Below are 22,365 nucleotides of genomic sequence, written 5' to 3'. Positions count from 1 at the left end.
TGATGGCCAAGGAAGCTTCCCGCGTCAAAAAGCGCGAGCGCAAGAATATCACGTCGGGCGTGGCGCACGTCAACGCCTCGTTCAACAACACCATGATCACGATCACCGACGCGCAGGGTAATGCCGTGTCGTGGTCGTCGGCCGGTGCTATGGGCTTCAAGGGTTCGCGTAAGTCGACTCCTTATGCGGCCCAGGTGGCGGCTGAAGACGCCGGTAAAAAGGCCATCGAGCATGGCGTCAAGACTCTGGAAGTCAGCGTGGCTGGCCCCGGTTCCGGACGTGAATCGGCTCTGCGCGCCTTGCAAGCGGTCGGTTTCACCATCACCACGATCCGTGATGTGACGCCGATCCCGCACAATGGCTGCCGTCCGCCTAAGCGTCGTCGCGTTTAATATATTTTTCCCTAAATTTTCAGTCGCTCCGCTCCTGGCGGGGCGACCATTCCTGTCTTGAGGGACGCAATGATCGAAAGAAACTGGCAACAGCTTATTCGTCCTGAGAAGCCACAAGTCGAAGCGGGTTCCGACCCCTCGCGTAAGATGCGTCTCGTCGCCGAGCCGCTGGAACGCGGTTTCGGCGTGACGCTGGGTAATGCCCTGCGCCGCGTGCTCCTCTCCTCGCTGCAAGGCGCCGCTGTCACATCGGTACAGATCGACGGCGTTGTGCATGAATTCTCGTCCATCGAAGGCGTCCGCGAAGACGTCGTCGACATCATCCTCAACATCAAGCAACTGGCCCTGCGTATGCACGCGGAAGGCCCGAAGCGCATGGTGTTGCGCGCCACGGGCGCTGGCCCGGTCACCGCTGGCCAGATCGACGCTCCGGCCGACATCGAAGTGCTCAATCCCGACCACGTCATCTGTACGCTGGACGAAGGCGCTTCGGTGCGTATGGAATTCACCATCCAGAACGGCAAGGGCTATGTGCCCGCCGACCGCCTGCGTCCCGAAGACGCCCCGATCGGCCTGATCGCCGTCGATGCGCTCTATTCGCCGGTCAAGAAGGTGGCTTACCGCGTCGAGCCGACCCGTCAGGGTCAATCGCTCGATTACGACAAGCTGATCCTCGATGTTGAAACCAATGCCGCCGTCACGCCGGTGGACGCCGTCGCTTTCGCGGCGCGTATCCTGCAAGACCAGTTGCAAATCTTCATCACCTTCGAAGAGCCAAAGGCACCGGTTGTTGAAGAAGGCAAGCCTGAGCTGCCGTTCAACCCGGCCCTGCTCAAGAAGGTTGACGAACTGGAACTCAGCGTCCGTTCGGCCAACTGCCTGAAGAACGACAATATCGTCTATATCGGCGACCTGATCCTGAAGACCGAAAGCGAAATGCTGCGCACACCGAACTTCGGCCGCAAGTCGCTCAACGAAATCAAGGAAGTTCTGCAATCTATGGGCCTGTCGCTCGGCATGGATGTGCCGAACTGGCCGCCGGAAAACGTCGAAGATCTGGCCAAGAAGTTCGAAGACCAGATCTAAGAGTCTCACATAAAAAGTCCTTCGGCTGTCGCCTCAGTGTACTTTTTATGTGTATGAAGATCGAGAAAGCCGGAAGCGAAGTGAATTCGCTTCCGGCTTTCCCTTTTTATAGGAGAAGATATTCAGGATTTTCCTTCCTTCTCCTCCCCCGTTCACGGGGGAGGGGGACCGCGAAGCGGGGGAGGGGGCATACTGAAGGCTTCTTCAACTTACCGGGAAAGACCAAAACCTTGTCCCGGTAATTTCCGCTTCTTTTTTGAGGCGGACGTTCGGAGCGGGCACGGGCCGGTCGGCCTTTGACCTTTGTTTTCGGGCTCGTTTTTGGGAGATCGTGACGCCTGCGTGGCGCCGGTCTTTTGGAGAATTTATCATGCGTCACGGCTCCGGCTATCGCAAACTCGGTCGCACCACTTCGCACCGTATCGCCATGTTCGCCAACATGTCGGCCTCGCTCATCAAGCACGAACAGATCGTCACCACCCTGCCGAAGGCCAAGGAACTGCGTCCCTTCGTCGAAAAGCTGGTCACGCTGGCCAAGTCGGGCACGCTGCACGACCGCCGCATCGCCCTTTCGCGCGTCCGCGACATTCCGCAGGTCGGCAAGCTGTTCGCCGTGCTTGGCCCGCGCTATGCCGAGCGTAACGGTGGCTATATCCGCATCATGAAGGCCGGTTTCCGCCACGGCGACAATGCCCCTATGGCCATTATCGAGTTCGTTGACCGCGACGAAAACGAAAAGGGCAAGGATTCGGGCCCGGTGTTCGAAGCTGCAGGCGAAGAATAGGACGGGTTTCCAAGCCTGTACGGACAAAGGCTCCTGCTGTGCGGGGGCCTTTTTCTTTACCTGTTCTTTACCTCTGTTAACGCAGGTGTGATCAAAAAGGTATCAAGCGTTATTTCCTGTTTGGCGCGGCTGCGTTTAGGTTAAGCTGACGGTGACAGGCCCTGTGTGCCCAGGTCGTCGTCTTCCATTCGCAAACAGGAGGTCCACATGACTGATACCAGCCTTATTGACCCCGCCGAGATGGCGCGCAATGCGTCTTCCGAACAGCCTGCCGAAACTATGGATTTCACGGGCGAAATGGCCTTTGAAGACCATGATGTTTACGCGGCCCCCGTGCTGGATCGCATCCGCACCAGCGACTGATCAGCCGGGTTGCTTTTTATATTGAAAACCTCCGGGCCTCTGCCGGAGGTTTTTTTATGCGTGGCAGCATAATTTCCCTGCCACATAATCGGCCCTCGTCATGATAAGGCCGCATTGATTTTTAAGGTGAAACCCTGCGAAACGATACGCTTCAGGGAAATTGCCATGATCAGACTGCGCGCCCCGCTTTATCTTTCTGTTGCCGCCCTGCTGGTGGCCTGTTCGCCCAGCCATTCGCAAAACGCGAATAAGTTTTCCAGCGACGCCTTCAATACCGGCCAGCCGCGTCAGGTGCCGTCGAGTGCACTCGGCATGAAGGCGTCGTTCGCGCCGGTGGTCAAGGCCGTGGCGCCCGCCGTCGTCAATGTCTATGCCAAGAGCGTGGTGCGCCAGCAGGTCGATCCGTTCTGGCAGATGTTTTCGGGGATGCAGCCGCAGGCACGCGCCCAGGAATCGCTCGGTTCCGGCGTGATTGTGCGTAAAGACGGCATTATCGTCACCAATAATCACGTCATCGCCGGTGGCACCTCCTTTATGGTGGTGCTCAATGACCGCAGACAATTTCCGGCCAAGGTGCTGCTGGCCGATCCGCGCACCGATCTGGCCATTTTGCAGATTGACACCAAGGGCGAAAACCTGCCGACCATCGCGCTCGATAACGACCGCGACCTGGAGGTCGGCGATCTGGTTCTGGCCATCGGCAATCCGTTCGGCGTCGGCCAGACCGTCACCAACGGCATTATTTCGGCGCTCGACCGCACCGATGTGGGGCAGGGCGACGGCAGCTATATCCAGACCGACGCCGCCATCAATCCCGGCAATTCGGGCGGGGCGCTGGTCGATATGAACGGACGGCTGATCGGTATCAATTCGATGATTCTGTCTGGCGCGGGGCAATCCTCCGGCGTCGGTTTTGCCATTCCCGCCCCTCTGGTCAAGCGGGTGATCGATTCGGCGGTGGGCGGGGCCACCCATTTGTCGCATCCGTGGCTGGGCCTGAAGGGCAATACCATCACCGGCGATATTGCCAGCAGTCTGGGCATGGATCGTCCCGAAGGCGTTCTGGTGTCCGATGTCTATCCGGGAGGCCCCGCCGATAAGGCGGGTCTGAAAACCGGCGATGTGATCATCTCGCTTGACGGTCAGGCAGTCAATGACGAGGCCTCGCTGAAATACCGCATCAATCTGATGTCACCGGGCGATACGGTCGAGGTCAAGGGGCTGCGCTCTGGCAAGCCGATCGATGTGCATCTCAAGGCGGAGGTGCCTTCCGGCAATCCGCCGCGCGATGAGATTGTGCTGAAGGGCGAAAACCCGTTTGCCGGCGCCCATGTCGTCAATCTGTCGCCCGCCGTGGCTGATGATCTGGGCATTGATCCGTTCGATGCGCCGAAGGGGGTGATGATTTCCCAGGTCGATGGCGGTTACGCCGCCAATGTGGGCCTGCGTCCCGGCGACATCATCCGTTCGATCAACGGCAAGACGATCAACACCACCGCCGATGTGCAGGCCGCCACGCAAGGCAGGGCGCATCGCTGGCAGGTGACGATTCAGCGCGGCGACCAGACGATTACGGCGAGTTTCGGCTAGAGCGTTCCGCGATGAGGTTGAATCGCGGGGGATTCCCAAATCGGTCGAATAATGATTCAAGATAGGGACCGGATTTAGGAGGCCGGTTCCGATGGCGAAGGCTTATTCTCAGGATTTGCGTGACCGTGTAATCAACGCTGTTTTGCATAAAGGTTTGAGCCGGCGTGCCGCCGCCCGACATTTTGGCGTGAGTGACGCTTCGGCTGTTAAATGGTTGCAGCGTTATGAGCGTTTGGCTGACCGTCGCCCTGCTGGCACGGGCGGGCACCGTCCCTCGAAGGTAAAGCCGGAACGTGTCTGGCTTTTGCGCCGGATCGACGAGGTGGCTGACCTTACCTTACAGGCGCTGTGCGACCAGCTTTTGGCCGAGCGCGGCGTGAAGGTGGACACCGGTATGCTGTCGCGTTTCTTTCGTGAAGAAGGGATCAGCTTCAAAAAAAAGCGTGCTGCCCAGCGAGCAGGATCGGCCGGATGTGGCGCGCAAACGGGAACGTTGGCGCAAGTATCAGAACCGGCTTGATCCCAGGCGGCTTGTCTTCATCGATGAAACCTGGGCCAAGACCAACATGACCCGCACCCACGGCCGATGCCGCAAAGGTCGGCGGCTACGGGCCAAAGCGCCCTTCGGTCACTGGAAAACCACCACTTTCCTTGCCGCCTTGCGCCACAACCGCATCGACGCACCTTTCGTCGTCGATGGCGCCATCAATGGCGACATCTTCAAAGCCTATGTCGAGCAGGTTTTGATCCCGACGCTTTCACCTGGTGACATTGTTATCCTCGACAATCTGGGAAGCCATAAAGGCAAGGCGGTGCGAAGCGCCTTCCGCAAGGCCAAAGTCCACCTGCTGTTCCTGCCGCCTTACTCGCCTGATCTCAACCCTATCGAACAGGTCTTCGCCAAGCTCAAAACCCTCTTGCGAAAAGCCGCCGAACGCACGGTCGAAACACTGTGGAACAGGATCGGCAAGTTGCTCGACCTCTTCTCTCAACAAGAATGTGCCAATTATCTCAGAAACTCAGGGTATGCGTAAACCTAATCACAAAAGAGTCTAGAGCGCAATCATTGACTCTGGATGACGGCGGAATTGACCCTTTCGCCATGCATGGCGGCAGGCGTGACGATCATGATCGCCAGACCACCGATCACGGCCAATACCGCAATCGTCACCACGATGAGCAGAAGACGGCGGCGTCCCCTGGAACCGCCCCTCGGATCGTGTGTTGTCGGCATATCGCTGTCCTTTTCATGTCATAGACCGGATGAAGGCCTATAAAAACGTGGCTATGATAAGAAAGCCATTGTCCGGTCAGGTCATACCCATTGCGATTCCATGCTTTTGTGGCGACGCAACCCGTTTATTCGCTGAAATGCAGCCGTGTACGGCCGGTTGACGCAGCGCTCTTGCGTGGGCGTGGCGGTGGCTCATCGGGTCGCAGGCCGCGCCAGATCGCCTGGCCGAGCGCCGCGCTTAATGCAGACACCAGCAGTCCACCCGCCAGCAGGGCCACGGCCAGACGCAGATTTTGCGCGTCATAAACGGGGATAAATCTCAAACAAAACAGGATGAAGGCCGCCGCAAAGGCCATCAGGGCATGGCGACGGTAATCGGCACCGCTGACCAGCCGCGCCCATAGCGATAACAGGCCATACAGCGCCGCCACGTAAAAATAATCGATCACCACCCATAGCGCGCCGCCATGACATGCAGGCCATAGCGCCACCACTGGCCGCCGAAAAAGCTGTGGGTCAGAAAGGCCGCCTCATCGCTATTGGCCGCCCAGGCGTCACGCAGCCCGGCCAGAAAGGCGGCGGGCGAGCCATAGCTGGTCCCCTCCTGCGGCAGCGCAAACTTCACGACCAGCAGCAGGGCCGCCGCCAGCACCAGTTCGATCAGCTTTTCAGCGACCCAGCTTATGAAGCGCGTAAAGCTCATGGCGATCCTTTAAGCGATCCCCCGGCCCCGCCCTGTCCGGGTTTTTAATGCGTGGCGCGTTCCATGCCCTTGCCGACGGCGGTGATGTCCTGCCCCACGCCCTGCACGGTATGGCAGGCGGCGAGCAGCGGAATCATGGCCAGAAGCGAGACGATGACGATGCGTTTCATGGTGGCTTTCCCGGACGAAGACAATGAGCGGAGACTCATCTCCGATGACGGTATGTCTAGGCTTAAGCCCGGCCTGTGGCAAGACAGCAAAAAGACGCCGCAGCCTGTGGCCACGGCGTCTTTTTGTCAGCGAAGAAAAATCTATTGTTCGCCGGTTTCGGTCACGCCATGACCAACAGCGCTGATGTCCTTGCCTGCGCCCTGAACCGTGTGGCAGGCAGCGAGCAAAGGCAGCATGGCCATGATGGAAACGAGAATGATGCGCTTCATGTTTTATCCCTTTCGTGGAAATGGCGTCCGCTCGCCATGAGTTCACAGCTTCCGTGATACCGCATAAGGATTCAATGAGGCGCAAGGGTCAAAAACATCAGGGCCTGTAGTCATGACACCTTGAAAAGGTTATTGAGCGCGGCATGAACAAGACCATCGCTATTATCGGTGCCGGGCCTTCTGGGCTCATGGCGGCCGAGATTTTAAGCGCCTCTGGCTGCCGGGTCACGGTCTATGACCGAATGCCGTCACCGGCGCGCAAGTTCCTGATGGCCGGGCGCGGCGGGCTTAACCTGACCCATTCCGAAGCCTTTGAGCGCTTCGTCACGCGCTATGGCAAACGCAAGCCCCATCTGCGTCCGGCCCTCGAAGCCTTCCCGCCCTCAGCCCTGCGCGCCTGGGCCGATGGCTTAGGCGCGCAGACCTTCACCGGCAGTTCGGGGCGCGTCTTCCCAAAGGCGATGAAGGCCTCACCCCTGTTGCGCGCCTGGTTGCAGCGGCTGGAGGCGCAAGGCGTCAGGCTTAAGATGCGCAGCGACTGGCAGGGCTGGGACGATCAGGGCCGCCTGCTGATCAATGGCGCGGCTGTGGTGGCAGATGCCACCGTACTGGCGCTCGGCGGGGCCAGTTGGCCGCGCTTGGGCGGCGATGGCGGCTGGGCGGGGCTGCTGCGTGATCGCGGCGTGATGGTCGCGCCTTTTCAGCCCGCCAATGCCGGTTTTTCGGTCGGCTGGTCTGAGGGGATGCAGCGTTTCGCCGGTCAGCCGCTCAAAACCATCGCCGTCACCTTTGACGGGCGCACCCTCAGGGGCGAATTGATGCTGACGCGCTTTGGACTGGAAGGCGGGGCCGTCTATGCCTTGAGCGGGTCTTTGCGTGAGGCCATCGCGCGTCACGGCCACGCCGACCTGCTGATCGATCTCAAGCCTGATCTCAGTGCCGGTCAGGTGATCTCGAAGCTGGGCCGCGCCTCGCCCAAGGACAGCCACAGCAATCGCCTGCGCAAGGCGCTGGGCCTGAGCCCCGCCGCCATCGCCCTGATGTTTGAAACCGGCGCTACTGATGCCAAGGCCGTCACGGTGCGCCTGACCGCTATGCAGGGGCTGGAGCGCGCCATTTCGAGCGCGGGCGGCGTGGCTTTCGACAGCCTGACGAACCATTTCGAGCTGAACGCCCTGCCCGGCGTCTATTGCGTCGGCGAAATGCTCGACTGGGAAGCCCCCACCGGCGGCTATCTGTTGCAGGCCTGTTTCTCGACCGCCGTGGTGGCCGCCCGCGCCATACTGGCCTAGCCAGTGGGCGCGGCCTTCAGATGGGCCATGTCAATATGCCAGCGCAGTTGTGCAGGCGTGGCACCATCGACGCCATTGACGCGCCGCACGATATAGTCGCCGGTAAAACGCTGGCTCTGGCCGTTGTCGAGTGTGGCCTCGACCGTCACGGGCACCGTCTGGTAGATCGAACCCGCGCCGCCCTCGGCGGGTTCGAGCTGGCCGATGGTGACCTGGGTGGAGCGCGTATGGGCAAAGCCTGCGGCGAATTTGCTGAGGCTCTGGTTGGGCGGGCCATTATCGCCCCATTGCTGCCAGGCCGTGGCGTAATCGCGGGCATTGAGGGCGGCATAATAACGTTTCACCACCGCCACGGCGGCGGCCTGGCTCTTGGGCGCAGGCTGGCAATCGGCCGGGGCCTTATCAGCGAACAGGGCGCAGCTACGGGCGATTTCGTTATCGATCATCGCGCAGCTATTGGCGGCATTGCACGGCGGATGGGTGGCGGGCGACACCGAGCGGCAGATGTGCGCACGCTTTTCGGCGGCGGCCTTACCGATCTCGGCCGCACAGGAAATGGGCCCGGCGGACGGCGACAGGGACAGGGCGGACAGGCTGGAGGAGGATGCCGACAGGCTAGCGGGGGCGGATGTAACCTCGCTGGCCTCAGGACTTGCGCTGGAAGCGGCGTTTTGTGGCGCATCTGTCTTGGCGGCCTGGCAGGCGGACAGCCCGAACATGGCCAGTCCGGCAAGAGTGTTCGCGGCCCATGTCCTGTGCAGGTTCATCATGATCTCCGGTGTGCTGATCCCAGCCGCGTCCGTCATGGTGGACACTTCCGGCGGCCAGGTCAATGCGTGTTCAGCCAGTCGGACAGGCGTTCGGACAAAGCATCGGCAACGCGGCGGATGCGGGCATGGCTGCGCACTTCTTCGTGCATGACCAGCCAGACTGGCTAGAATATTATTCTGGGGTCAGTTTGGGGGTACGAAGCGATTCGGAAATCGCCATCGCCTTGTGTAAAACGGGTTTGAGGGCTATAAAGTGGCGGACAGGGAGGGATTCGAACCCTCGGTACGCTTGCACGTACACACGCTTTCCAAGCGTGCGCGATCGACCACTCCGCCACCTGTCCATTCACTACGGGCGTACTGGCCGCCTGTCGGAAGGCGGTCTTTATACCCATGCCGCACGAAGACGCAATCCCTCATCGGCCTCTTCAACACGCTTTTTTTGTAACCATATGAGGGGCAAAGGCGTAGTTACGCTTCCCATCCGCCAGATTGATAAGGTCAAAACCATGTTTGGTCGCAAAGCCGAGATGATTGCCCCTGCCGACGCCCTGCCGGGACGGCCCGACCCGCTCGCCACCGATGCGCAACATACGGTGCTGCACAGGCCGCTGAAAGGGCCTTATCCGGCGGGTATGGAGAGCGTGGTCTTCGCTATGGGCTGTTTCTGGGGCGTGGAGCGCAAGTTCTGGCAGCAGCCAGGGGTTTATGTCACCGCCGCCGGTTATGTGGGCGGTTATACGCCCAACCCGACCTATGAGGAGGTTTGCTCCGGCCGCACCGGCCACACCGAAGGCGTGCTGGTGGTCCATGATCCGCAGAAAATCAGCTTTGGCCAACTCCTGAAGGTGTTTTGGGAGAATCACGATCCCACGCAGGGCCATCGTCAGGGCAATGACATCGGCACACAATACCGCTCGGCCATCTATCCATCCACCGATGCGCAGTATGAGGCCGCCATGACCAGTGCCGCCGAATTCCAGAAGGCGCTCAGCGCAAAAGGCATGGGGCCGATCACCACCGAGATCGTCCCCGCCGCCAGCCAGCCGCTGTTTTACTTTGCCGAGGGCTATCATCAGGGCTATCTCGACAAGAATCCTGGCGGATATTGCGCTATGAAGGGCACGGGCGCGGTCTGCGTTATCTGAGTTTGCGCAGGACTTCGGGCACCTTTTCACTCAAATCTTCGGAGATCAGGCCGGGGCCGAACAGGCGGGCCGCTTCGGCGTGAATGAAGGCGGCGGCGCAGGCCGCGTCGAAGGCCGTCATGCCCTGGGCCAGCAGCCCGCCCGCCAGCCCCGACAGCACATCGCCCGAACCGGCTGTGGCCAGGCTTGACGGTGCGTCGCGGTTGATCACCAGTCGGCCATCGGGGGCGGCGATCACCGTGTCGGCCCCCTTCAGCAACACCACCGCGCCGGATGTTTTCGCGGCGCGCATCGCATCGGCCTCACGGTCCGTCACCTCACCGAACAGCCGTTTGAACTCACCTTCGTGGGGGGTGAGCAAGACTTCACCCTCTATGGCCGCGAAAAGCGCCTGCGGCGCCTCGCGGAAAACCGTCAGGGCGTCGGCGTCGAGCACACAGGCCTTGCCTGTTTGCAGCGCCGCCAGCACCATCGCCTTCGTGCGGTCATTGACGCCCGCCGCCGGGCCCAGCACCAGCGAGGTGATGCGCGCGTCCTCCAGCAGGGCGGCAAAGGCCGCAGCATCCTTCACCACCTTCGTCATCACCGCTTCCAGCGCCGTGGCGTAAACGATCAGGCTGGCCGGATCACAGGCCACAGTGACGAGGCCCGCCCCGATGCGTAAGGCCGCGCGCGCCGCCAGCCGCGCCGCGCCGGTGTGGCTCACCGAACCGCCCAGCACCACGCAATGGCCGCGGTCGTATTTGCTGCCGTCGCGGCCGTGGGCAGGCAGACGCCAGAGGGCGGGGGAATTGTCCATAGAGGGCCTGAAACGATATTTGATTTGCAAATTATTATGACAATCGGGGGAGGATGATGGCAAGCGGCACATAAAACAAAAGCCGCGTGTTGGGAGTGAACCATGACATTGGCACTTTTGTGCGACCTGTCACAAGCGCCGGATATAGCTTTGGCGCTGGCGGTGCCGGGGCGGCGACCGGAAACCGTAGAACGTTTTCAAGCCGCCAATTGGGCGGATTTCGCCAGCGCCGTCAAGGCATGGCTCGCCGGGCAGGGCGATCCTGAACTGATGGCGGCGGCCGTTTCGGCGCGCGGCTGGGAACAGAAAGGCGATCTGCATCTGGTCGGGGTCGATTTTCGTATCGACCGCGATATGATGCGCGAACTGCTGGGCATACAGCGCGTTAATTTTCTCAATAATTTTGTGGCGCGCGCCCTGGCCGTGCCGCGCCTGCGCCGTGATGAAAGACAGCAGATCAGCGGCGGCGAGGTCAATGATGAACATGCGCTCGTCGTGATGGGGCCGCATCACGGTCTGGGTCTGGCGGCTCTGGTATCGGACGGCTTCGGCGGCTGGACGGCCCTGCATGGTGAAGGCGGCCATTCCGATATGCCGGTTAAGACCGAGCGCGAATGGCGCATTATCGAGGCGGTTCGTGCGCAGACAGGTTATGTGTCGCGCGAATCGTGCATTTCAGTGGCCGGGCTGAAAGCCATCTGGCAGGCCCTGCACCGTCTGGAAGGGCGGCCCGCGCCCGATATGACGCCCGCCGCCATCCTTGATGCCGCCCGCAGAGGTGAGGCCACGGCGCGTGAAACCCTCGATATCATGACCGGCTTTCTGGCGGGCATGGCCGGAGATGTCGCCCTGATCATGGGGGCCAGCGGCGGGGTGTATCTGACCGGCGCTTTGCTGGATATGATCGGTGATCAGTTCGATACCGAGCTGTTCTGCCGCCACTATCTCGATAAGGGGCCGCGCGCCGCCTATGTGCGCGAAATTCCGGTGTTTCGCACCCTGGCAGCCGATATGGAATTGTCGGGTCTGGCCACCTTGTTCGAGTAGACAGCAGGCGGCAGGTCTTTACCATGCCCTGATATTGGGCGGCGCATTCGCCATCCGTCACTTATGGCAATGTGGATAATGTCCTTCCGGTCGCGGACATAAGGCGACAGTTGGAGAGGCGATGCCGCCTGCTGAAGCCCTGATGCGTGATGCGCCGCCTGAAGCCCCATCCGCGCCGCATAAAACCTGGCTGAATGACTTCATATGGCGCGACGGACGCATTGTGATCCGCAAGACCGGAATCGAAGTTCGCCTGAATGGCCCGGTTCTGAATGAAATTTTCAATTGGGCCATCTATCTGGGACTGCTGAATATCATGTCCTTCGCCACGCGCCTGAACGGTCGCCCGCGCCCGCGTCTGTGGTTTGCGCCTGATCGTCCGCGCGCCTGGTATCTGTTACGCGGGGCAGCTATGTGGGGTGGCATTGATCTGGCGACAAGCGCCGGGAATGCCGATGCTTGCGTCTATTTTGATGACAGCACGATAGGCGGGCCTCAGGCCTTTCCCGCCATGACCAGCCTCAATGCCACATGTACCAATATCTCCAAGAGCCATGTCGCTCAGGTTTTCAAAGATGTGTTCGGCTATCCGCTGGCGCTCGATCCGCTGACAGCGCAGGGCGAGATTGTCGAGAAGCCTGAGACAAACGGCGTTCATGGCGGGCGCGTTATCACGGCGCCCTGTGCGCCGCGTCCCGGTTTTGTGTATCAGCGCCTCATCGATACACGCGATGACGAAGGTTGCTGCCATGATCTGCGCACGCCCTGCGCCGGTGGCGAGGCCGTGTTGGTCTGGGTCAAAGTGAAAACGCCGCAGGGCCGGTTTTCGATCCATAATCGCCGCGCCTATCTGGCCGATATGGCCCAGACCTATACGCCGAAGGAACAGGCCCTGATCCGGCAATTTACCGCACGCATGGGGCTGGACTGGGGCGGGCTCGACATATTGCGCGACCGCTCCGACGGCCGCATCTATATCGTTGATGTCAACAAGACCGATCTGGGCCCGCTGATCGCCTTGTCCTGGGGTGACAAAATCCGTTCGATGAACCGGCTGGCGCGCGCCTTGCGGCGGTTGGTGGCGCGCTGAGGCGGGGGCATAAGGCTTATCGTCTGCTTGCCGGACATCCACGGCTTCCGGACAGCACTCTTATCCGTGAATGGTTATGGTGCCTGTCCATACAAGGGAGTCCCTATGTTTGACGCAATCGACGGGCCGCAGAGCCTGTCAAAGCCGGTTGAAGGCGTAAGCGAGCTGTTCCGGGCCTTCATCCGTGAGAAAAGTTTTCCGTGCGTCGGAGCCAGATCGGCTCTGGCCCGTCATCACATGCACATTATGGAAGCCGGAGATATAAGGTGTCCGCGTGACGACGCCGCCATCTTCGACAGACTGGCCGGTTTTGCTGCCGATTTTGCTGCCAGCCCCGACCTGTTTCAATCCTTCGTCGTGATCTTCGCTACAGGCGACGCCTTGTCGGAAGAGGCTTTCGAGCAGGCCCTGTGGGCGCGCATTCAGGCGCTGCACGATCTGGATGTGGCGCGTGGCTATGCCTATGACCGGCGTGTCGGCAGCGATCCGGCAAGATCCGATTTTTCATTGAGCTTCGCTGGCGAGGCCTTTTATCTGGTAGGCCTTCATCCGGGCGCCAGCCGTCCGGCGCGGCGCTTTTCGGCACCCGCTGTCGTCTTCAACGCCCACGACCAGTTTCAGCAATTGCGCGCTGATGGCCGTTATGAGACGTTGCGCGCCAGCATTATCGGCCGTGACATCGCCCTGGCCGGAGCGCCCAATCCCATGCTGTCGCGGTTTGGCGATACTTCCGAAGCCGCCCAATACAGTGGCCGTCATGTCGGTTCCGACTGGCAATGCCCGTTTAGAGCAAGATGACTTTAGATAGACTCGTCATCTCGCTCTAAGTCTTTGCTTACGCATCATGTTTTTCCAAAAAGTGGCATCCACTTTTTGGCATGATGCTCTAAACCCTGATCGGAAAACAGACTTATGACCCATATTATCGCGCCGCGCAGCGGGACGGCCTTTCGTTTGAACAAGGGGCAGAGGCTGCGCGTGATCGATCCGCAGGGCGAACAGGTATCCGATATGCTGGCCTTCAACGCCGATGATACCGCCGAGGTAATTTCATCGGGCCGCACGCTCGACTATGCCTCGAAACTGTTTCTGACGACGGGCGATCCGCTCTATTCCAACCGCAGTCGTATTATGCTGCGCATTGTCGAAGATACGGTCGGACGGCATGATTTCCTGCTGACGCCGTGCTCAAAAGATACGTTCCGCATCATCTATGGCGATACCCATCCGCATCAGGGCTGTTTCGGCAATCTGTCGCACGCCTTGCAGCCTTACGGCATCACGCCCGATCAGATTCCGGTGGCTTTCAATATCTTCATGAACGTTCAGGTCAACGGGCAAAGCGGCGCTCTGACGGTGGATCCGCCGCTCAGCAAGGCCGGGGATCATATCCTGTTCGAGGCCGATATGGATCTGATCGTGGCCCTGACCGCCTGTTCGGCCCTGCAATCCAACAACTACGCTTTCAAGCCGATTCACTATGAGATCGAGGGCGGCTGACGCGCCGCTGTCCTATTCCAAGGGCGACTGCCCGTCGTCGCGGATGCGACGAGCCATGCGGCGTTTGAGCTGCAAATAGTGCATAATGCCAACCTGCACATCGATAGGTTCCACTTTTGGGGATGCGCTTATGCCGCACTTTCCCTGCGATCCTTGCCATCCGATACCACAACCCGATTGCGACCGGTGGCCTTGGCGCGGATCAGGGCTTCGTCGGCCAGCTTGATCAGGCGGTTCGGCGGGCCGTGCTCGGGCGTGGTGGCAAGGCCCAGCGATACCGATATGGCGTCGAGATTTTTGTTGTCGTGCCGAACCGCGAGGGCGGCGATCCTCCGGCGGATGGTTTCGGCACGCTCCTGCGCCTGGGCGCTGGTCAGGCCGGGCATCAGCAGGGCAAATTCCTCACCGCCATAGCGGAAGGCCATGCCGTGTTCGCGGGTAATGCCCAGCAGGGATTCGCCGACCGCGCGCAGCACGGCGTCACCGGCGTCATGGCCATGCTCGTCATTGAAGCGCTTGAAATGATCGACATCGACCATCAGGCAGCTCAGCGGCTTGTCCAGCCGTTCGGCTTCGGCCACGGCCGCCGCCAGACGGTTTTCCAGCGAGCGCCGGTTGGCCAGCCCTGTCAGCGGATCGACCATCGCCATTTCGCGCAGGGTTTCGCGCAGTTTCAGATTGCTGAAGGCCAGGCCGATATTTTCCGCCAGCATGACAAGATAGGTTTCGGGTATGCCGTCCAGCGCCGATTCCGTCAGCGGTTCCAGATAGAGCAGGCCGAGGGTTTCGCGTTGCGCGGTCAGGGGCAGGCAGATTGAATCGACGGGTATGCCATCCTGAGACTGAACATGTTCGCACGGAATATCGATCTGCTGGCCCGATGGCCGGTGTGGAACCCCGCGACGCAGGGCCCAGCAGCCAAGCGGGGAAAACTCGCTGCGCGAATGGACGGGCGACTGCCACGAACAGGCCTCCACCATCGCACCGCGTTTTTCGTCCATCAGATAGAGGCGACCGGCGAGGGCGGGGGCAATTTCCGGCACGAAGCGCTGGATCACGTCTTCCAGATCCTTGCGGCTGTCGCAGCCCTGCATACGCTGCGTCATGCGCGCAATCAGGTCGCGCATCGAAAATTCCAGGTCGCGCTCGCGTTCGAGCCTTTGCCGTTCGAGTCCGTTTTCGCGGAAAATGCCGATAGCCTGGGCCATATCACCGATTTCATCGACCTGACCCAGCGAAGGCGGCACGGCGGCATAGTCCTGCACCGCCAGCCGGGCGATCACGTCGCTTAGTCGGATAACCGGGCGCAGAACCCGCCGTTTGAACACGAAATAGAGCACGCACAAAAACAGCAGGGCGGTGATGGCGAGTGTCAGTTCGGACACCGTGCGCCAGACCTTGGCGATGCGCGTGGCGGCATCGACCTCGGCAGAGGTGCGCTGGTCGAGCTGGGTTTGAAACTGCTCGAACTGGTTCTTGACGCGATCAAGCTCGCGTTCATATTCCGGGCCGAACAGAAGGGTGCGGGCGCGATCGCGGTCGCCCTGCTTCCAGGCTTCGATGGCGGCCATCTGCTCATCGTGCAGAGTGTCGCTCCAGCGCATGGCGTCCTTCAGAGCCGCCAACTCGCTGAAACTGGCACCGGCATCCCTGACGCGGCGGGTTCTGTCATCCAGCGATTGCAGGGCTTTCGCCTGTTGATCATAGACGATGAGCGTATTGGGCGCGCCCGTAATCACATATTGGCGCGCCAGCCCGGTCTGGGCGTACATGTCTTCGTCGAGTTGCGCGGTCAGGGCGTCCAGTTGGTAACGCTGGGCGACGGCGGCCCGTTCATTATCCTGGGCGTTGGCGGCGAACAGCATGGTGCCGCCCGACATCAGGGTGAGGATAAGGGTGGCCCCGTAGGCCCAGTTGGTGATGGTGGCGAGTTTCATATCTCCCTCTTACAGAGATATGTTTTCCGTCCCGTTAAGTGGCGGAGAAAAGACTCAGTGTCCGTTAGTGCTTTCGCAGCTATCGGAGCCGCGCAGGCGCGTGACCCATAAGGGTTCGATATAGCGATCACCATCGCGGAAACCGGGCGCGCAGCCTTCGGGCGTGGTGGCGGAATTGCGGTTGTGGCTCAGATCGAGCATCACCGCCGCCGAGGTGGAGGTGCCTGTGCGACGGCCATAACCATAGCGCCCATAGCCGCCATAGCCATAATCGCCATAGCCATAGCCCCCATAACCATAACCACTGTTTTTGCCGTAATCGGTCTGGCTGACGGCCAGACCCAGTATGCCATTGTCGCCCACCGGCATGACGGCGGTGGCATAGGCGCTGCGATAGCCGCCCGTGCCGATGCTGACGCCTGCCGATCCATGCACAAGGCTCAGCGCGGTGGGGGCTTTTTGCAGCGGGACATAAGAGGCACTGCCCGCAGTCCCGCCATTGGCGGACGTGGTGCCCGACGACGCCGCATCGCCGGAAAGGACGGCGGGTGGTGCCGTCCGGGCCGTGGACACCACTTCTTCGTCAGCAGCTATGGCGGGCAGGGATATCAGGCCCGCTGCCACGATCATGGCCGCCAGCTTTGCTGCCAAAGTCTGATGAGTTGCAATCATGGCCCTACCTCCGCAGGTCAAGACTGCACCCTTGATGTAACCGAATTATGGCGAGCCTTCGCCATATTGCATTCATCAGGCGTTCATGGCGGATGCACCATACTACCCCCGCATTGCTATTTTATACCCGCTTGCCCATCCTGTCGGTCACGCGCGAAAACGCCACATGAAGGAGACGCTCTATGTCCTCGAAACTAATTTTAATGGCCGCCACGGCTGCTCTGGCCCTGGGCGCGCCGCTGGCGGCCCATGCCCAATATTCCACCCAGGCCTATGACGGCTATTGTTACGCACGCAAGTCTGACGCCAAGACCAATGGCGCGGTGCTTGGTGCCGTGGTCGGTGGACTGGCCGGATCGCAGGTGTCGAAGCACGAACGCGGTCTGGGCGCGATCGGTGGCGCTGTGCTGGGCGGGGTGGTCGGTTCGCAGATCGGCAAGTCGTCGGTCAAGTGCTACAACGGTGCCTATTACAGCTATAGTGGCCGCTACTATACGCCGCCCGCCGCGCCCGATGGCTATGAGGTTCTGTACTTCAAGGATCGCCCGACCACCGGCTATTATGACCATGTCTATAATTCGGCACCCACCGCGCCGAGCGGCGGCTATGGCGATCACAGCCAGCCCTATAATAGTCAGCCTTATAATGACAACAGCGACTATCAGAATCGCAACAATAACAGCCAATATGACAATAACGGCCGCTATGGTGATCAGCGTCCCGGGCAGCGTCAGGAAGGCTTTCAGGACGCGCGGGGCCAGTGGCACTACGGCGCGCCGCGCGCCTTTGGCTGGCAGGACGATAACGGCGTCTGGCACACGGGCAATATCACCTATGGCTGGCGTGATTCACGCGGCACCTGGCACGTCGAAAACAACAACCAGAATACCGGCTATTCCCCCAATAACTGACGCTTAAAGCGGGCGCTTCCCACGAAGCGCCCGCTTTCGTATTTCAGCCATAGATCAGCCCGCGGGTGATCCGCTGGTTTCGCTGTCCGTGCCGGGCAGGGGCAGGCCGATATGCACCAGCCGCCAGTGGGTGAGGCCGTGGCGCTCGAAGGTGAAGGTGGTGGTGCCGTGTATCTCGTCGCTGACGGTCAGCCGGACGTGTTCGAGAGAGAAAAAAACGACATGCGGGCGTGGGGGTTTGGCCTCATAACCGGCGGGATCGAACCGGTCGGCATCCTCAGCCTGGCCATAGGTCAGGCCCAGCAGGGCGCGCGGCGTCAGATAGGCATTGGGATCGATGGGCGGCGGCGCAGGCTTGGCCGTTTCGGGATGGACAAGGTCGCTGAAGGCGCGGCCCACGGAATCGGCGACGTTTTTCAGCGCGCTGCCGGTGGCGCCGACCGGATCATTAAGCGCATCGGGCGCAGGGGCGGCCACGCCCTGGCGTCCGGCCTCCAACTGGATGCGCAGACTGGTGCGGACGGCGTCGAAATCGACCAGTTCGGCCAGGGAGCCAATGTCCTGGCTCTTGCAGGCGCTGCGGATGTCGTAAAAAGCCAGTGTGGGAGCAAAATAGAACAGCGCCGCCGCCCCCGCCACGATCACCACCAGCAGAAAACTCAATAGTCTCGACACGGATCTACCCCTCGCATCCTATCGGTTAACCCTGTTCTAGCAGACGGGGCCGCTTCTGTCGCCTTCAAAGTCGGGCGCGCCATCCGTGCTGCCGGGCAGTGAAACAGGCGTCCGCACAGGCAAAGTCGGCTATATAAGAGTGGTATTTGCGCCGCACAAAAGCGGATTTGCAAATGCCGCGACGGAATGGCCTGAGGCGCGCGTTAAGTTGCCAGCATGGTCGTGAAGCAAACGGCCCGGTGGCTTTTCCTGCGTGCACAGCCTGAAATTGCGGTGTGTTGCGTATTCTGTCATTGATGGCCGCAGCTTGGCCGCATTGTGATGGCACAGGGCGCGGGTAAAGCCATCGGTCTGCAAATGCGCGGCCCGGTTTTTTGTTTTGGCACTCTTTTATCGAGTTCAACTGTATGACCCACTCGACTGTTTCTTCGTCCGCCCGTCGCCTCAGGAGCATGACAGGCCTGTGCGGCCTGATGCTGCTGGGCCTTGCCGGCGGCGTGCCGGCCTTTGCGCAGGATGCACCCGCCGCGACGCCAGCGAGCCCGCCCGCAGCAGCCGATGCGTCTTCGGCTGCCGCGCCTGACACTCAGAAAGGGGACGACCAGAAAAAAAGTGATGGGCCGATCACGACCGTGACGGTGGTGGGCACTAAGCCGCCCGTGCAGAACCGCATCGACCGGCAGGTTTATGACAATAGTCAGAATATCGATTCCGCTTCGGGCACGGCGGCGGACGCGCTGAACAAGGTGCCGTCGGTCAATGTCGATCCCGATGGCAATGTGACCTTGCGCGGCAATGCCAATGTCACCGTGCTGATGGACGGCAAGCCCTCGGCCATGTTGCAGGGTGACAACCGGGCCGCCACCTTGCAATCCCTGTCGTCGGGCGACATCGATTCGGTCGAGGTCATGACCAATCCCGGTGCGCAGTTCGGCTCGGACGGCACGGGCGGCATCATCAATCTGGTGATGAAAAAGAACCGCAAACCCGGCACATCGGGCGCTTTGATCGCCAATATCGGTTCGCAGGATCGCTATAACAGCGCATTGTCGATTGCGCGCAATTCGGGCAAGATGACCCTGTCGGGCGGGCTCAATGTGCGCCACGACAATCGCAATTCCAACACCTCATCCGTGCTGAATCGCCTTGATCCGACCACCGGCGATGTGGTCAGCGGCCAGAGCCAGACCGGCAAAAGCCAGAACACCATCGACAGCGCCTCGGCCAATGCCGGCATCAATTACAATATCAGCGACATCGATTCGGTCGGCGCCCAGATCAACTATGCGCGCCGCCAGTTCGATACCGATTCCGTGGCCAATTACAGCCTGACGGGGGCCTTGCCGCCGGGCAGCCTGGGCGACTATACGCGCACCTCGACCGGCAAGGGCCCGCGCGAGGATGCAGGCATCGACCTCAACTGGAACCATACGGGCGACCAGCCGGGTGAAACGCTGAAGGTCGATCTGCGCGGCAGCTCATCCGACGGCAAGACCAGTTCGGACAATCTCAACGCCTATGCCAATGGCGACAATCTGGTCGATACCAAGCTGTCGAAATCGAAGACGCAGAACGGCGTGTTCAGCGTCGATTACGCGCGCAATGTCGGGGCCAATGGCATTTTAACGACGGGGGCGCAGATCACCTATGATGACAACCACTATGTCAATGTGGCCACCGGGCCCGATCCGCTCGGTGATCCGGCCACGATCAGCAGCCAGCTTTCGAGCGATTTTGCCTATAAGCAGACCCTGAGTGCCGCCTATGTCACCTATCAAACGACGATCGGCACGAAATGGACGGTGATGGGCGGGGTACGCGCCGAGGCGCTTGATCTCACCACCCACCGCATCGATGCCGGGGTGGACAGCCATATCGCCTATACCAAGCTGAGCCCCAGCTTCTTCGCCACCTATGACCTGTCGGACGCGGGCAAGATCCGCTTCTCCTATTCGCACCGCCTGCAAAGGCCGCAGCCGCAGGATCTCAATCCCTATACGGTCTATGTCGATGCGCAGAACGTGACCCAGGGCAATCCCAATCTGCGCCCGCAGGAAACCGATTCCTACGAGCTGGGCTATGAATATACCGGCAAGAAGATCAATTATCAGTTGCGCGGCTATTATCAGAATAATACCGACAGCATTACCGACTATTCTTACTTCCTCAGCGACGGCGTTCTGCTGACGACCAAGCGCAATTTCGGCACCGGCCAGTCGAGCGGTCTGGAATTCAACCTGCAAGGCAAGCTGACGCCCAAGCTGAACGTGATGCTCAATGGCAATCTGTCGCAGCAGGAACTGGATACAGGCACGCTGGCGGGCAAGCAATCGGGCACTTCGCTGCGCGGCCGCGTCAGCCTCGATTATCAGGTGACCAAGACGGATCGCGTGCAGTTCAGCTATTTCAGCTCCGGCAAGACCCTGACCGGTCAGGGTTATCGCTCGCCCTTTATGATGGGCAATCTGTCCTATCGTCATAACTTCACGCAGAAGGTGGCGATGGTGGCTACGGTCAATGATCCGTTCCGTACCGCCAAGTTCAAAACCATCACCGACAATGGCACCGTGTTCGGTTCGTCGTCGCGTTCGTTGCAGGCCCCGACCTTCTATATCGGCCTGACCTATATGCTGGGTGGCGCGGGTAATGATCAGAGCCAGACGGGCGGACGCCACTGGGGCGGTGGTGGCGGTCATGGCCCCGGTGGCCCCGGCGGCCCCGGTGGCCCGATGTAAGCTGTTAACGAAACGGCCTGAGGCTATCGTCTCAGGCCGTTTTTCATGAGGGCTGGCGGGCGAACCAGTCGTGCAACCGCCGAATTGCGTCTTCGGTTTCCTCGGTCGAAACGGCAAAGCTGAAGCGGATAAAGCGATGGCCGTCCACCGGATCGAAATCGCGCCCCGTCGCCGCCGCCACGCCGGTGTCGGCCAGCATCCTATGGCAGAAGGCGAGGCTGTCATCGGTCAGATGGCCGACATTGGCATAGATGTAAAAGGCGCCATCGGGCGGGGCGATCCGGCGCAGCCCCATGCCGGGCAGGGCATCGAGCAGAAGCTGGCGATTGCGGGCATAGGTTGCGACATGGCCGCGCAATTCATCACCGGCATCGAGCGCGGCCAGACCAGCGTGCTGGCTGAGCGAAGGCGCTGTCAGGAAGAGATTGCTCATCAGGGCGCGGGCGCGATGGCGCAGGTCATCGGGCGCTACCAGCCAGCCGAGCCGCCAGCCCACCATGCTGAAATATTTCGAAAAACCATTGATGACAAAGGCGTCAGGTGCGTATTCAAGGATGGAATGGGCCGGGTCTGTATAGCTCAGGCCATGATAGATTTCATCGGAAACGAGGCGTATGCCGCGCCTTTGGCACATTTCGGCTATGGCTTTCAGTTCAGCGGTGGGCAGGATCGTGCCGGTCGGATTGGCCGGGCTGGCGATGATGACGCCATCGGGGGCCGGATCGAGCGCGCTGAGCGCCTCGGCGGTCAACTGGAAGCGGCTGTCCGGGCCGCACGGTATTTCCACCGGCACCTGACCCAGGGCGCGCAAGCTGTTGCGATAGGCGACATAGCCGGGTCGCGCCAGAGCGATGCGCGCGCCGGGGCGGAAGGCGGCGGATAGCGCCAGCACCAGGGCGGGCGAGGCCCCGCAGGTCAGGATGAAGCGCTCCGGCGCGATACTGAGGCCATAGTTTTCGCAATAGTGACGCGACAGGCGCTCTTTCAGCGCCGGACTTTCCCAATAGCCCATCGGATCGGCGTCGAGCACACGATGCGCCACGGCAATGGCCGCTTTGGGCGCGCCGGTGGAGGGCTGGCCGAACTCCATATGGATGACGGACGCACCTGAGGCCGCCATCGCGTGGGCGGCGCGGCTGATCTCCATCGTCAGGAAGGGCTGGATGGCGTCGGGATCTGTGTCGGTCATGCCTGCCG

The 22,365-nt window shown here is 60.8% G+C and carries 25 protein-coding genes and 1 tRNA gene; 14 read left to right on the top strand and 12 right to left on the bottom strand.

What is annotated here, in order from left to right; genetic code table 11:
* Positions 1-2: 2 nt before the first annotated feature.
* The 6 genes from rpsK to QB905_RS07210 all read left to right on the top strand — a co-directional run bounded on the left by rpsK (position 3) and on the right by QB905_RS07210 (position 5,249).
* Complete coding sequence (gene rpsK, locus QB905_RS07235; protein WP_282973993.1) at positions 3-392, top strand: 30S ribosomal protein S11; 390 nt, start codon at positions 3-5, stop codon at positions 390-392.
* A 69-nt stretch (positions 393-461) separates the two neighbouring features.
* Positions 462-1,478 carry a DNA-directed RNA polymerase subunit alpha gene (locus QB905_RS07230; protein WP_282973991.1) on the top strand — a complete coding sequence of 339 codons (1,017 nt, stop codon included), beginning with the start codon at positions 462-464 and terminating at the stop codon, positions 1,476-1,478.
* 370 nt (positions 1,479-1,848) lie between these two features.
* Entirely contained in the window at positions 1,849-2,262 is a 414-nt protein-coding gene (gene rplQ, locus QB905_RS07225) for a 50S ribosomal protein L17 (protein ID WP_282973989.1), read from the top strand.
* Between the two features lie 207 nt (positions 2,263-2,469).
* Positions 2,470-2,625 carry a hypothetical protein gene (locus QB905_RS07220; RefSeq protein WP_282973987.1) on the top strand — a complete coding sequence of 52 codons (156 nt, stop codon included), beginning with the start codon at positions 2,470-2,472 and terminating at the stop codon, positions 2,623-2,625.
* A gap of 165 nt (positions 2,626-2,790) precedes the next feature.
* Complete coding sequence (locus QB905_RS07215; protein ID WP_282973984.1) at positions 2,791-4,215, top strand: Do family serine endopeptidase; 1,425 nt, start codon at positions 2,791-2,793, stop codon at positions 4,213-4,215.
* 91 nt (positions 4,216-4,306) lie between these two features.
* Positions 4,307-5,249, top strand: a protein-coding gene (locus tag QB905_RS07210) for an IS630 family transposase (RefSeq protein WP_282973982.1) whose coding sequence is annotated in 2 segments (ribosomal slippage) — positions 4,307-4,648 and positions 4,650-5,249 — 942 coding nt in all. Because the reading frame shifts where the segments join, the coding sequence is not laid out codon by codon here.
* Positions 5,250-5,278: 29 nt separating this feature from the next.
* Here QB905_RS07210 and QB905_RS07205 read toward each other — a convergent pair.
* From QB905_RS07205 to QB905_RS07185, 5 genes are all read right to left on the bottom strand, one after another.
* Complete coding sequence (locus QB905_RS07205) at positions 5,279-5,449, bottom strand: hypothetical protein (RefSeq protein WP_282973980.1); 171 nt, start codon at positions 5,447-5,449, stop codon at positions 5,279-5,281.
* 125 nt (positions 5,450-5,574) lie between these two features.
* On the bottom strand, positions 5,575-5,901 hold the full coding sequence (locus QB905_RS07200; RefSeq protein ID WP_282973979.1) for a hypothetical protein: 327 nt from the start codon (positions 5,899-5,901) through the stop codon (positions 5,575-5,577).
* A complete protein-coding gene (locus tag QB905_RS07195) occupies positions 5,895-6,152 on the bottom strand; it encodes a hypothetical protein (protein WP_282973978.1) in 258 nt (85 codons plus the stop codon). Before QB905_RS07195 ends, QB905_RS07200 begins: the two co-directional genes overlap by 7 nt.
* A 44-nt stretch (positions 6,153-6,196) precedes the next feature.
* A complete protein-coding gene (locus QB905_RS07190; protein WP_282973977.1) occupies positions 6,197-6,322 on the bottom strand; it encodes an entericidin A/B family lipoprotein in 126 nt (41 codons plus the stop codon).
* A 141-nt stretch (positions 6,323-6,463) separates the two neighbouring features.
* A complete protein-coding gene (locus QB905_RS07185) occupies positions 6,464-6,592 on the bottom strand; it encodes an entericidin A/B family lipoprotein (protein ID WP_282973975.1) in 129 nt (42 codons plus the stop codon).
* A 143-nt stretch (positions 6,593-6,735) separates the two neighbouring features.
* On the opposite strand from QB905_RS07185, the gene QB905_RS07180 reads away from it, so the two are divergent.
* Entirely contained in the window at positions 6,736-7,884 is a 1,149-nt protein-coding gene (locus tag QB905_RS07180) for a BaiN/RdsA family NAD(P)/FAD-dependent oxidoreductase (protein ID WP_282973974.1), read from the top strand.
* Here QB905_RS07180 and QB905_RS07175 read toward each other — a convergent pair.
* Positions 7,881-8,690, bottom strand: a complete 810-nt coding sequence (locus QB905_RS07175) for a hypothetical protein (protein ID WP_282973973.1) — start codon at positions 8,688-8,690, stop codon at positions 7,881-7,883. The genes QB905_RS07180 and QB905_RS07175 overlap by 4 nt on opposite strands.
* Positions 8,691-8,908: 218 nt before the next feature.
* Positions 8,909-8,998 (bottom strand) — tRNA-Ser (locus QB905_RS07170).
* Positions 8,999-9,163: 165 nt separating this feature from the next.
* Between QB905_RS07170 and msrA the strand changes: the two genes are divergently transcribed.
* On the top strand, positions 9,164-9,802 hold the full coding sequence (gene msrA, locus QB905_RS07165; RefSeq protein ID WP_282973972.1) for a peptide-methionine (S)-S-oxide reductase MsrA: 639 nt from the start codon (positions 9,164-9,166) through the stop codon (positions 9,800-9,802).
* Here msrA and QB905_RS07160 read toward each other — a convergent pair.
* Positions 9,795-10,601: an NAD(P)H-hydrate dehydratase gene (locus tag QB905_RS07160; RefSeq protein WP_282973971.1), complete on the bottom strand. Its 807-nt coding sequence runs from the start codon at positions 10,599-10,601 to the stop codon at positions 9,795-9,797. The genes msrA and QB905_RS07160 overlap by 8 nt on opposite strands.
* A 102-nt stretch (positions 10,602-10,703) precedes the next feature.
* Between QB905_RS07160 and QB905_RS07155 the strand changes: the two genes are divergently transcribed.
* From QB905_RS07155 to QB905_RS07140, 4 genes are all read left to right on the top strand, one after another.
* Positions 10,704-11,648: a glucokinase gene (locus QB905_RS07155; protein WP_282973969.1), complete on the top strand. Its 945-nt coding sequence runs from the start codon at positions 10,704-10,706 to the stop codon at positions 11,646-11,648.
* Positions 11,649-11,769: 121 nt separating this feature from the next.
* Complete coding sequence (locus QB905_RS07150; protein ID WP_282973968.1) at positions 11,770-12,738, top strand: ATP-grasp domain-containing protein; 969 nt, start codon at positions 11,770-11,772, stop codon at positions 12,736-12,738.
* Positions 12,739-12,843: 105 nt separating this feature from the next.
* Complete coding sequence (gene gntA, locus QB905_RS07145; RefSeq protein WP_282973967.1) at positions 12,844-13,536, top strand: guanitoxin biosynthesis heme-dependent pre-guanitoxin N-hydroxylase GntA; 693 nt, start codon at positions 12,844-12,846, stop codon at positions 13,534-13,536.
* A 114-nt stretch (positions 13,537-13,650) separates the two neighbouring features.
* Complete coding sequence (locus QB905_RS07140) at positions 13,651-14,238, top strand: urea carboxylase-associated family protein (protein ID WP_282973966.1); 588 nt, start codon at positions 13,651-13,653, stop codon at positions 14,236-14,238.
* A 128-nt stretch (positions 14,239-14,366) separates the two neighbouring features.
* Here QB905_RS07140 and QB905_RS07135 read toward each other — a convergent pair whose 3' ends face one another.
* Both QB905_RS07135 and QB905_RS07130 read right to left on the bottom strand, forming a co-directional pair.
* Positions 14,367-16,175, bottom strand: a complete 1,809-nt coding sequence (locus tag QB905_RS07135) for a diguanylate cyclase (protein WP_282973965.1) — start codon at positions 16,173-16,175, stop codon at positions 14,367-14,369.
* A 54-nt stretch (positions 16,176-16,229) separates the two neighbouring features.
* Positions 16,230-16,847, bottom strand: coding sequence for a hypothetical protein (locus QB905_RS07130; protein ID WP_282973963.1), 618 nt, complete (start codon positions 16,845-16,847; stop codon positions 16,230-16,232).
* A gap of 182 nt (positions 16,848-17,029) precedes the next feature.
* Between QB905_RS07130 and QB905_RS07125 the strand changes: the two genes are divergently transcribed.
* Positions 17,030-17,758, top strand: coding sequence for a glycine zipper 2TM domain-containing protein (locus QB905_RS07125; RefSeq protein WP_282973961.1), 729 nt, complete (start codon positions 17,030-17,032; stop codon positions 17,756-17,758).
* 54 nt (positions 17,759-17,812) lie between these two features.
* Here QB905_RS07125 and QB905_RS07120 read toward each other — a convergent pair whose 3' ends face one another.
* Positions 17,813-18,433, bottom strand: a complete 621-nt coding sequence (locus QB905_RS07120) for a DUF2939 domain-containing protein (RefSeq protein WP_282973960.1) — start codon at positions 18,431-18,433, stop codon at positions 17,813-17,815.
* A gap of 452 nt (positions 18,434-18,885) precedes the next feature.
* On the opposite strand from QB905_RS07120, the gene QB905_RS07115 reads away from it, so the two are divergent.
* Positions 18,886-21,168 carry an outer membrane beta-barrel family protein gene (locus QB905_RS07115; protein WP_282973959.1) on the top strand — a complete coding sequence of 761 codons (2,283 nt, stop codon included), beginning with the start codon at positions 18,886-18,888 and terminating at the stop codon, positions 21,166-21,168.
* A 43-nt stretch (positions 21,169-21,211) separates the two neighbouring features.
* On the opposite strand, the gene QB905_RS07110 is transcribed toward QB905_RS07115, so the two are convergent.
* A complete protein-coding gene (locus QB905_RS07110) occupies positions 21,212-22,357 on the bottom strand; it encodes a pyridoxal phosphate-dependent aminotransferase (protein ID WP_282973958.1) in 1,146 nt (381 codons plus the stop codon).
* Positions 22,358-22,365: the final 8 nt, after the last annotated feature.

Origin of the sequence: Asticcacaulis sp. EMRT-3 (genome assembly GCF_030027245.1) — a bacterium.
Lineage (GTDB): Bacteria > Pseudomonadota > Alphaproteobacteria > Caulobacterales > Caulobacteraceae > Asticcacaulis.
This window is presented reverse-complemented; position numbering and strand designations above follow the sequence as displayed.